This window comes from Synechococcus sp. W4D4 (genome assembly GCF_047716805.1).
Classification (GTDB): Bacteria; Cyanobacteriota; Cyanobacteriia; order PCC-6307; family Cyanobiaceae; genus Vulcanococcus.
Genome location: NZ_CP180404.1, coordinates 247,384 through 256,593, shown reverse-complemented (window position 1 = coordinate 256,593; position 9,210 = coordinate 247,384). Strand labels below are relative to the sequence as shown.

General features: G+C 60.1%; 12 protein-coding genes. 6 read left to right on the top strand and 6 right to left on the bottom strand.

The genetic code is table 11. From position 1 onward, the window contains the following. The first annotated feature begins 46 nt into the window (after positions 1 to 46). The 5 genes from ACLM42_RS01390 to ACLM42_RS01370 all read left to right on the top strand — a co-directional run bounded on the left by ACLM42_RS01390 (position 47) and on the right by ACLM42_RS01370 (position 4,150). Entirely contained in the window at positions 47 to 523 is a 477-nt protein-coding gene (locus ACLM42_RS01390; protein WP_415399497.1) for a type IV pilin protein, read from the top strand. A gap of 63 nt (positions 524 to 586) precedes the next feature. After that, the gene (locus ACLM42_RS01385) at positions 587 to 1,924 is read left to right on the top strand and encodes a hypothetical protein (RefSeq protein WP_415399496.1); all 1,338 of its coding nucleotides are present in this window, start codon (positions 587 to 589) and stop codon (positions 1,922 to 1,924) included. Further along, the gene (locus tag ACLM42_RS01380) at positions 1,900 to 2,451 is read left to right on the top strand and encodes a type IV pilus modification PilV family protein (protein ID WP_415399495.1); all 552 of its coding nucleotides are present in this window, start codon (positions 1,900 to 1,902) and stop codon (positions 2,449 to 2,451) included. The genes ACLM42_RS01385 and ACLM42_RS01380 overlap by 25 nt, the downstream gene beginning before the upstream one ends. Continuing rightward, complete coding sequence (locus tag ACLM42_RS01375; protein ID WP_415399494.1) at positions 2,448 to 2,945, top strand: Tfp pilus assembly protein FimT/FimU; 498 nt, start codon at positions 2,448 to 2,450, stop codon at positions 2,943 to 2,945. The genes ACLM42_RS01380 and ACLM42_RS01375 overlap by 4 nt, the downstream gene beginning before the upstream one ends. 53 nt (positions 2,946 to 2,998) lie before the next feature. Further along, positions 2,999 to 4,150 (top strand): calcium-binding protein, encoded by a 1,152-nt coding sequence (locus ACLM42_RS01370; protein ID WP_415399493.1) that lies wholly within the window; start codon positions 2,999 to 3,001, stop codon positions 4,148 to 4,150. Between the two features lie 18 nt (positions 4,151 to 4,168). On the opposite strand, the gene ACLM42_RS01365 is transcribed toward ACLM42_RS01370, so the two are convergent. The 4 genes from ACLM42_RS01365 to ACLM42_RS01350 are packed head-to-tail and all read right to left on the bottom strand — an operon-like array spanning position 4,169 to position 5,970. Beyond that, on the bottom strand, positions 4,169 to 4,744 hold the full coding sequence (locus ACLM42_RS01365) for a prepilin-type N-terminal cleavage/methylation domain-containing protein (RefSeq protein ID WP_415399492.1): 576 nt from the start codon (positions 4,742 to 4,744) through the stop codon (positions 4,169 to 4,171). Continuing rightward, positions 4,722 to 5,195 carry a GspH/FimT family protein gene (locus ACLM42_RS01360; protein WP_415399491.1) on the bottom strand — a complete coding sequence of 158 codons (474 nt, stop codon included), beginning with the start codon at positions 5,193 to 5,195 and terminating at the stop codon, positions 4,722 to 4,724. Before ACLM42_RS01360 ends, ACLM42_RS01365 begins: the two co-directional genes overlap by 23 nt. Then, positions 5,192 to 5,566, bottom strand: coding sequence for a hypothetical protein (locus tag ACLM42_RS01355; protein ID WP_415399490.1), 375 nt, complete (start codon positions 5,564 to 5,566; stop codon positions 5,192 to 5,194). Before ACLM42_RS01355 ends, ACLM42_RS01360 begins: the two co-directional genes overlap by 4 nt. After that, positions 5,566 to 5,970 (bottom strand): hypothetical protein, encoded by a 405-nt coding sequence (locus ACLM42_RS01350; protein WP_415399489.1) that lies wholly within the window; start codon positions 5,968 to 5,970, stop codon positions 5,566 to 5,568. Before ACLM42_RS01350 ends, ACLM42_RS01355 begins: the two co-directional genes overlap by 1 nt. A gap of 88 nt (positions 5,971 to 6,058) precedes the next feature. On the opposite strand from ACLM42_RS01350, the gene ACLM42_RS01345 reads away from it, so the two are divergent. Next, a complete protein-coding gene (locus ACLM42_RS01345) occupies positions 6,059 to 6,790 on the top strand; it encodes a hypothetical protein (RefSeq protein WP_415399488.1) in 732 nt (243 codons plus the stop codon). Here ACLM42_RS01345 and ACLM42_RS01340 read toward each other — a convergent pair whose 3' ends face one another. Further along, on the bottom strand, positions 6,791 to 7,366 hold the full coding sequence (locus ACLM42_RS01340; RefSeq protein WP_415399487.1) for an alpha/beta hydrolase: 576 nt from the start codon (positions 7,364 to 7,366) through the stop codon (positions 6,791 to 6,793). Beyond that, positions 7,366 to 9,174 carry a translation elongation factor 4 gene (lepA, locus tag ACLM42_RS01335; protein WP_247911691.1) on the bottom strand — a complete coding sequence of 603 codons (1,809 nt, stop codon included), beginning with the start codon at positions 9,172 to 9,174 and terminating at the stop codon, positions 7,366 to 7,368. Before lepA ends, ACLM42_RS01340 begins: the two co-directional genes overlap by 1 nt. Between the last annotated feature and the right edge of the window lie 36 nt (positions 9,175 to 9,210).

Genomic DNA, 9,210 nt, shown 5'->3' with positions numbered 1-9,210 from the left:
AGCCTTTTGTGCTGCATACGGTGAACAGAAGCCACCGCACAGATTCATGACGGCTTCCTCTCTCAAGCCTCAGCTTCGCCACGCTCTACTGAGAAAACTGAGCGCCAAACAATCCGGTAAGAAGAATTGGCTTCAGAAGGGCTTCACCTTGGTGGAGCTAATGATCGTGATTGTGATTGTGGGAATTCTGAGTGCAATTGCCCTACCAAACTTCTTAAGCCAAAGCTCTAAAGCCAAGATCACCGAGCCACTTGGCAAAGCATCTGCAGCACTGAAGCAAGCTCAAAGCATCTGGGTAGAGAAGGGAACCTTTACGGGAGTGACATGCCCTGACGTTGGGATTACAGGTACGGGTGGGCTCGAAAATGACTGGACATATACGTGCACTGGCTCGGGCGACACTTTTAAGGTGGATGCAGCTGGGTCAGGCGCAAACAAAAATCTGAACCTGACAGACTGCGCAATTAATGGTCCTACTGGCATCATCACTGCATGCACTAAAGACGTAGACGCCTCTTCGTAATCCGGCATGAAAAAGAGGGGGAAAGCCAGAAAACAGGAGGAAGGGTTCATACTCCCTCTCGTCATGATCATCTCACTGATCATTGCCACCGGGCTGATGGCCCTAGCCGCGCGATCGTGGCTAGGGCTTTCCGGCACGTTTCGCCAAAGCCAGTCCAGACAAGCCAGAGAAATCGCGGAAGCCGGAATTGCCCGCACTCTTGAAAGACTGAATGCGTCCTACTCCTACCTTCTGATCAAAAGTTACGACTCCAGCGAAGCAGGAAAGCCCTGGAATGATGGCAATTACATCTCATCGGTTTGCCCCGATGTGATCTTTGGCGAGCCCAGCCTGAGCGGAACCGTTGGAGCCAAAGGGAAATACACCCTGCTCAGCTATCTCTTTCAAGGCAGCCCCTTTTACGGAGGCAAAGCAACACTCAGGATGAAAGGTGAGCGACTGCATTCAAACGACTCAGTTGCAGCGACCTCAATCGTGGAGCAGACAATCGATATAAGACCAAAAAGCTGCACAAATTCATTTGGAGAGCCCACGATCACCAGCGGATTCCCTGGACTACTAGGGCAAACAGTCGTACTTGGAAACAACGATGTATTTGGGACCCTTTCCGGAAATGTTCTATGCCTGCAATGCTACTCAGGAACAGAATCCGAATCGCTCAGCAGAGAGCAACAAGAAGACTATATACAGATGAATAGGAATGGATCTGTAGCCGGTCAGATCTTCCTCGGGCCGATCGACCTCCCACCAGTTCCGGAGCCCCCTTCTGGCCTGGACTTCGAACCACCGGCATCTGTGACGAGTAGCACGACTTTTACCGCAGGGCAGGACACAGGTGCTTGCCGAGTCGAGCAAAGAGAAGATGAGACATCCATCACCCACTGCGTTGTCAATGACATCAGTCTCAAAAGCAAAAACGAGATCTTGACGGTGGATACCACCGCAGGCGATGTCCGGATTTACGTCAGAGGCAGCGAAGCAGTGTTTACGGGTGGGGCTGCCATCAAACACATCCCCGAGGGAGCAAGCGCCAGCTCCCTTGGCTTATTTGGCAACCCAATTGATCCAGATGACACAACAACAGATCAACTCGTGAGACTCGCTGGGGCATCCACCACTAATGCTTTGTGGGCATATTTCCCCGACGGAAACATGGGAATCAATGGGGGCTCTAAAGAAACCGCTGATTGCGACACCGAAGGAGAATGCACCGGTGGAGATATCAATGGTGCGGTCTGGGCCAAGGAGTGGAACGGCTCTTCCTCAAACGTCGCACAGCTTGTTGTCCCAGCTGATATCGGCACCCAACTTTTCAACAAATTCGGCCCTCAATATGCCCTTGGCATACGCGATTACGTCGCACTGGGAGTCTCCCAATGGAGCAGCTGGACCAAACAATAAAACAATCCAGAAGCAAAATGAATCTGAGGACTACCAGAAAAAAAAGAACCGATGAAGACGGGATCAGTCTTCCCGAGGTCCTCATTGCCTCGTTCATCTTGATCATGGTTGTTTTGAACAGCGTTCGGATGACGACTAACGCCATTAGCGGCATGGGGAGGTCGAAGGCAAGGTCCCTCGTTGACGTGGCTATTTCTCAAAAGATTGAAACTCTGCGCAAGCAAACCTTCGAGTTTCTTTGCACACAAGGCTGCAGTAATGACGAGCTCACCAAGGCGCTGCAATATGACCTCACCACCCTTAAACCACTATGCGCCAGCAAGAGCCTTGGCCAAGCCTTTTTAAGCGCTCTTCCAACAGCCGATAAGCCAAGCAGTTTCAGCGTTACCTCCGTACCGCCTATCAACGTCAATGTGAGCTATACAGCGGACAATAATCGCCTGCACGTCAGTTACACGGCCGCAACCAATCCAGAAATGGTCGTTTCCACGACCCTCGTCCCCCATGCCCAGGGGTGGTGCCCATGAAAGACGAGGCTGGTTTTTCGATGCCCGAGCTAATGATTGTGATCGTGATCGTTGGCATTCTCTCGGGCCTCGCCATTCCCAATTTTCTGCAGCGCTGGGAGGACGAACGCCTCAACAGTGCCGCAAAACTCACCACCAGCTGGCTGGAGGATCTCAGACGCAAGGCCATTCAAAATTCAACGGTCTGCCGGGCCGTTATTGACGGTGCAGCGGCCACCTTCACAGGGACCTGCGATCACCAACCGACTCAAAGCTCGGTGTTGGATCTTCAGCAAGAGATCACCAACACCACTGGCTTGAGTTTCGCGTTGCAGAACGGATCTCCCTCCACCTGGATCTTCACCCCTCGGGGAACAACCACAACCGATGGTGACCTGCGCATCAACCTGCTCGGCAGCAGCCATGCACGTTGCCTGCGTTTGCTGGAACCCCTTGGCTCCCTGCGTACGGGCAAGTTTCGCTCAGGACTATGCGTTTACACCACCAGCTACTGAAACGCACCCAAGCTGATGGTTTCACGCTCACGGAGCTGCTTCTCGCTGCCTCGATGGGCGTCTTGCTGAGCTTGGTAGCTGGAGAGGCGCTGGTCTCCCACCTCCAATCCAATGCACGCCTGGAATCCCTCGAGCGACTGCGCAATGACTGGAACAGAGCCAGCCATTTCATTGAATCGGAAGTCGCGCTGAGCGAACGGGTGCTCACCAGCGCCGGCTCCGTCAATTTGGATCAGTGCAGTACTGAGATCACGGCTGAAGAGTTTCGCTTCGCCCTGGAAATTCGGCGAGACCTGCAACCAGTTATTTATTTCGTACGCGATAATGATTCAAATAGCTCCAGCGTTTGGAACGGCACGGAAAGTCTCTACCGTTGCGGTCCAGGGATTGCTGAAGACGGAAATTACTCCAACCAGATCACTGGATCGAGCTCCAGCCTCGGAGGCAGCAAACTGGTCCTCGATGGTTTAACACAGGACTGCAATCTCACGGTCATCACCGATCCAAGCGATACCAGCAATACCAGCAAGTCGCTGAGGATCAACCTATGCATCAAGGGAATCAGCACCCAAACATTCGAAGGAGAAACCAGCACCTACTCGCGAATCAGTCCAATCTTTTCCTACCCCAGTGCCACGAGCCTCTGCAGCGATCAAAACCTCACGATTGAAGGGTTTTACAAACTCAGCGGTGGCGACAGTGATGCCAACAATCTGAGCGTCCCCCAAGGCGAAGTCCCCGAAGACCAAGACGTTTTGATCTGTGGCTATGGCGGGGGCGACACGATCGAGGGATCAACAGGGAATGACGTCCTTGAAGCAGGTGACTTAACGGGCAGCAGCCATCCCAGCGCCACGCTCAGTGGTCTGGCCGGCAATGACCGACTCGTCGGAGGGAAAGGAGACGACACCCTCAATGGCAACGAGGGTGATGACGTCCTGATTGGCCAAGACGGCAATGACACACTCTCCGGCGGGTCCGGAGAAAACCGCTACCTCCCGGGCTTCGGCAACGACTCCGTCGTGGGTGGCCCTGATTTGGACGTGGTGTTTCTCGATGACGTCCGCAACAACTTCGCTGGCCTCAGCGCCTGCACCCGCAGCAATTGCAGCCTGAGCCACACCAAAGCAGGCACGGACTACACCCTGACTACGACCAAGGCAGAGGTCCTGATCTTCCGCGACGGTCGCTACGACCTGAAGTAACGAGCTTCCGCTTGCCACCTAAAGCAGCTCCAGGCCGGTCAAATCCAACAGCCGCTGGGAACGAATGGTTTGCTCGCGGCCGCCGCTCGCGAACTGCTGCACCAACTCCAGCCGCAACACCCCCTCTGATGGAGATACCTCCGCTCCAGTTGCCATCAAGCCATCGATCACCACACGGTTGGGAGTCGATCCACCTGCACTCAGCAACCCATCGAGGCCATAGGGCGGACCACAGCGCATCAACACCTGGCCTCGCCAGATCGCACTGGGGGCTCTCCCGAATGAGTAACTAATCGGCCCAACTGCAGTCTCCAGGTGCAGCACCGGGGCGCGCCCCGCCAGGGAACAGGCCGGCTCCGCCAGCTCCGGCCAGGCGCTGATCCCCTTGGCCTGGCGCAGATCAGAGGCCACCAGGTCCAAGCTGCGCCGCTGAAACGCCTTCTCACGCAGCAGCCGCACCAGCTGACCGCTGTTACGCCCCTCCGCCAGCAGGGCCTGCAGGATCACGCCAAACAACCCCATCCCTAGGGCCAGCGCCAACAGCAGCTCCACCAGGGAAAAACCAGCGTTCTTAGAGGCTCGGATCGACTTCACAGCCCTTCTCGCCGATCCGTCCCAATCGCACCACCCCAAGCGGCAAGCCCATCACCAAACAGCGCGCCAAGTCCGTCCCGGGATGCGTCAGCAATGCCGTGCCGCCATCCAGCACCAAGCCCGAGCCGGTAAAACGCAGCAACTCGGGGAAGTTGTGTTGCAGCACCACCCCCTGCGGCCAAGGCACGCTCCCGCTGAAACACGGCTCCAGGGCACTGCCGGCTGCGGGAGGCAGCCAGGCCGTCTCCCCCAGACGCATCCCGCAGGGGCCTTGCCGTTGGATCGCCTCCGAGCGGGCGCGGTTAATCCCCTGCTCCAGGGACCGCGTTGCCGCCTCCAGACGCTGGCGAGCCAGCAACCCACCGCCGTTCTGGACGCTCAGAGACCCAAGCAACCCCAGCAAAGCCATCACCAGCAGCAGCTCCGGTAGGGAGTAACCAGCGGACCTCAACACAGCCCAAGCCCGGCAGCGGTGAAACGCCGCTGGCGCTCGAGCATGGGCTGCTCAAGGCCGCTCCAGACCACCTCCACGCCGCGGCCATCGCTGGCGGGGCTCAGCGTCCGCTGGACTTGAGGGGGCGGCTGAATCCGTGCCGCCACCGGCTCCAGTTGCTCCTCCACCGCCGAGCAGGTCTGCCCCGGCGCAATCGCCTGACGCCAACGGGCCTGGAGTTGGAGGCGATCGAGCTCGATCCGCTCCTCCACTTCGCTGCGGGAGGCCAACTGCTTCTGCTGTCCGCCGCTGGCCGCCCAGAGCTGGAGCGATCCCCCACTGGCGGCGGTAAAGAGCACGGCCGCCAGACTCACCTCGATCAACTGCATCAGTCCAGCTCCCGAACGCCGAAGGGGCCCAGGGCAAAGCGCGCCTGCGCTCCCGACTCCGATAAGCGCAGCGCCAAGGTCCCGCCGCCATCGCTGGGGCTCCAGGCCTGCAGTTGCACGCCCTGGTCATCGAAAGCGGGCAGGTCAGTCGTGCAGGCCTCGGCCCACTGAGTCAAAGCGACCGCCCGCTGGCACTGCCCTGGCCCGCTGAACCAGTCCGCCCAGAGCTGGGCGGCGGAGGCCAGCTGATCGCGCTGCTGCACACCCTGCCGCTCCAGGTGCGCCAGGCGCCGGCCGTGCAAAACCGCGGCCTGCAGCGACAGGCTGCTCAGCCACAGCAGCAGCACCCCGGCCAGGGCCAAGGGCAAGACAAAACCGGCCTCCTCAGGCGTTCGGCGTGACATCGGAATCCAGACGAACTGGCCTGAGCGTTCCCAACCCGCAGGATCAAACGGCCAAACCTCGCTAGAACGAGTCAAGGAGAGCGTCTCCATGGCCGAGTCCAGGAATCGCGAAACCGAGCTACTAGAAAGCCAAGAGGCGCAGCAGTGGCGCGAGAAGCTGATGGCCGCTGGTGCCGGACTTCTGACCGCTGGCCCCGTCGGACTGCTGGCCTCCATCGCTGCTTTTGAGCGGCTCAAAGGCAGCTGGGTGCCCTGGGCGCTCATCGGAGTCGTCGCCGCTCCGCCTTTGGCCTACGGCCAGTGGGTGGCCCTGCGGATGCTGCAGGCGCCCGGCCCCGATGCCGCGATCAATGCCCCGTTAGCGGCCATCTCCATCAGCGAAGCCGATAAGGCCGCCCGCGCCTGCGCGCTGGCCCTGAAGAACAACAGCGGCAGCGGCGGCATCCGCAACCCGATCGATGGCAGGGAGCTGTTCTGCGACCGCAGTCACCCCACCACCGTGGTGATCACCAGCAAACGCTTCTCCCCCCTCGATCAACCCCGCTCCTGCGGCGGCAACACCCTCGAAGCCGGCACCCAAGCGGCCCAGTGGCTCGTCTCCCCAGCCGGCACCCTCGTCTGCAAAGCCGTCGGCCAGCCACGCCTCTGGTGGAGCACCACAGCGATCAACCGCGCCGAGCTCTACCGCCGCTGCACCGAGAACCTGCGCCTGGAGGCCCAGACGGGATTCAGCAAGAGCGCTCACCAACTGGGCCGCCGCGATTACTGCGCCGAAGAGCGGGCCCTACTGGCCCGCGATCAAATCAACAACCCGAGCTAATCAGCCGTTCATCGCCGCGGCCTGGAGGCAGGCCGGCAGGAAGATCCACCAGCTCAGCACCGAGCGGCACTGCTCCGGCTTGTCGCAGGGCAGCGACGAGCAACGCACAATCGGCGGACCGCTCAGATTGAAAGCCATCGGCACGGGCAGCTGCTTCAAGATCCCCATCGCCGAAAGCGTGCCGCCCTTGGCGTTCTCGAGGATCGCGTAGCGCAGCGCTTCAATCCCCACCGTGCCGCTGGCCTTCAGGGGCCTGTAGGCCTGGCTCTGCTGAACCAGAAACGCCTCGCCTTCCTTGGAGTTCAGAAAGCGCGACAGGGTCAGGTAGTCCACGCTGTAGGGCTTGGCCAGGGCTACCCGCAGATCAGCCTCGGGCCAACCCGAGCGAATCACCAGCTGCATCAAGCGCTGGTCACTGAAGGTGCCCTCGTTGATGAACTGCTCGAGCGCCGCGTAGGGGATGCTCCAGACATCGGCTCCCGTGGTGAGCTGAAGGGCGGGATACGGCTCCGCAATTGCCGGAGCGAGACCGGTGGAGGCAGTCAGCAGAGCCGCCAGAGCCAGAACGCGCCGCATCACTGGTTCAGCTTCAGCACGGCCATGAAGGCCTCCTGGGGCACCTCGACCTTGCCCATCGCCTTCATCCGCTTCTTGCCCTTGGCCTGCTTCTGCAGCAGTTTCTTCTTCCGGGAGATGTCACCGCCGTAGCACTTGGCAAGCACGTCCTTGCGCATCGCGCTGATGCTCTCGGAGGCGATCACCCGGCTGCCGATGGAGGCCTGGATCGGGATCTTGAACTGCTGGCGGGGGATCAGCTCCTTGAGCTTCTCCACCAGGCCCTTGCCCACGTTGTAGGCCTTGTCCCGGTGCACGATCGTCGTCAGGGGATCGGCCCGCTCGGCATTGATCAAGACATCGAGGCGCACCAGATCGTTCTTGCGGTAGCCGATCAGGGAGTACTCCATCGAGGCGTAGCCCTTCGTGCGCGACTTCATCTGATCGAAGAAGTCGGTCACCACCTCCGCCAGAGGCATCTCGTAGTGCAGGGTCACCCGCTCGGTGGTGATGAACTTCATGTCGATGAACTCACCGCGGCGCTCCTGGCAGAGCTCCATCAAGGTGCCGTTGTAGGTATTCGGCGTGTAGATCTCGAGCTTCACGTAGGGCTCTTCGATCGATTCGCGCTTCTGCGGATCGGGCAGCGTCGCGGGGTTGTCGACCATCAAGGTCTCCCCATCGAGCATGTTCACCTGATAGATCACCGATGGAGCGGTGACGATGAGATCGAGGTTGTACTCACGCTCCAGACGCTCCTGCACGATCTCCATGTGCAGGAGACCTAGGAAGCCACAGCGGAAGCCAAAGCCCATGGCGCTGCTGGTTTCCGGCTCGTACTTCAGTGCCGCATCGCTGAGCTGCAGCTTGTCCAGGGCCTCGCGCAGATCCGGGTACTGGTCCGCGTCGGTCGGAAACAGACCGCAGAACACCATCGGCTTGGCCTCGGTGTAACCCGGCAGCGGCGCCTCGGCGGGGTTGTTCACCAGGGTGATCGTGTCGCCGACGCGGGCATCGGCCACGGCCTTAATCGAGGCCGCCAGGTAACCCACCTCACCGGCCTGCAGGCTGTCGACCTTGCGCTGGTCGGGGGCCATCACCCCCACCTCATCGAGTTCGTAGGTCTTCTTGCTGGCCATCAGCAGCACCTTGTCCTTGGTGCTGATCGAGCCGGAGATCACCCGGAAGTAGACGATCACCCCGCGATAGGGGTCGTAATAGGAGTCGAAGATCAGCGCCCGCAGGGGCTCCTTCACCCGGTCCGGCGGCGGGGGCACCCGGTCCACCACGGCCTGCAGGATCTCCGGGACCCCCAAGCCACTCTTGGCTGAACAGGGAATCGCGCCGGTGCAGTCCAGGCCAATGATCGCTTCGATCTCTTCGCTGATCCGATCGGGATCCGCGCCCGGCAAGTCGATCTTGTTGAGGACCGGGATGATCTCTAGGTCGTTCTCAAGAGCCAAATAGACATTGGCCAGGGTCTGCGCTTCAACGCCCTGACTGGCATCCACCACCAGCAGCGCCCCCTCACAGGCCTGCAGGGAGCGGCTGACCTCATAAGAGAAGTCAACGTGACCGGGGGTGTCGATCAGGTTGAGGATGTAGGTCTCGCCGTCGGCCGCCTTGTACTCCATGCGCGCGGCCTGGAGCTTGATGGTGATCCCCCGCTCGCGCTCGAGCTCCATGTTGTCGAGGAACTGCTCCTGCATGTCCCGAACGGCCACCGTGCCGGTGTCCTGCAGCAGGCGATCGGCCAGGGTCGACTTGCCGTGGTCGATGTGGGCAATGATGCAGAAATTGCGGATCCGTGAAGCGGGGACGTCGGTCATGCGCTGGTGAGAGTCCCGGCTCGGACGGCCTCGATC

What these genes read in the sequence shown, in the direction of transcription:
- ACLM42_RS01375 (WP_415399494.1), top strand. Translation starts at nt 2,448, where the DNA reads ATGAAAGACGAGGCTGGTTTTTCGATGCCCGAGCTAATGATTGTGATC.
- lepA (WP_247911691.1), bottom strand. Translation starts at nt 9,174, where the DNA reads ATGACCGACGTCCCCGCTTCACGGATCCGCAATTTCTGCATCATTGCC.
- ACLM42_RS01345 (WP_415399488.1), top strand. Translation starts at nt 6,059, where the DNA reads ATGGCCGAGTCCAGGAATCGCGAAACCGAGCTACTAGAAAGCCAAGAG.
- ACLM42_RS01380 (WP_415399495.1), top strand. Translation starts at nt 1,900, where the DNA reads ATGGAGCAGCTGGACCAAACAATAAAACAATCCAGAAGCAAAATGAAT.
- ACLM42_RS01355 (WP_415399490.1), bottom strand. Translation starts at nt 5,566, where the DNA reads ATGCAGTTGATCGAGGTGAGTCTGGCGGCCGTGCTCTTTACCGCCGCC.
- ACLM42_RS01370 (WP_415399493.1), top strand. Translation starts at nt 2,999, where the DNA reads ATGGGCGTCTTGCTGAGCTTGGTAGCTGGAGAGGCGCTGGTCTCCCAC.
- ACLM42_RS01390 (WP_415399497.1), top strand. Translation starts at nt 47, where the DNA reads ATGACGGCTTCCTCTCTCAAGCCTCAGCTTCGCCACGCTCTACTGAGA.
- ACLM42_RS01385 (WP_415399496.1), top strand. Translation starts at nt 587, where the DNA reads ATGATCATCTCACTGATCATTGCCACCGGGCTGATGGCCCTAGCCGCG.
- ACLM42_RS01350 (WP_415399489.1), bottom strand. Translation starts at nt 5,970, where the DNA reads ATGTCACGCCGAACGCCTGAGGAGGCCGGTTTTGTCTTGCCCTTGGCC.
- ACLM42_RS01340 (WP_415399487.1), bottom strand. Translation starts at nt 7,366, where the DNA reads ATGCGGCGCGTTCTGGCTCTGGCGGCTCTGCTGACTGCCTCCACCGGT.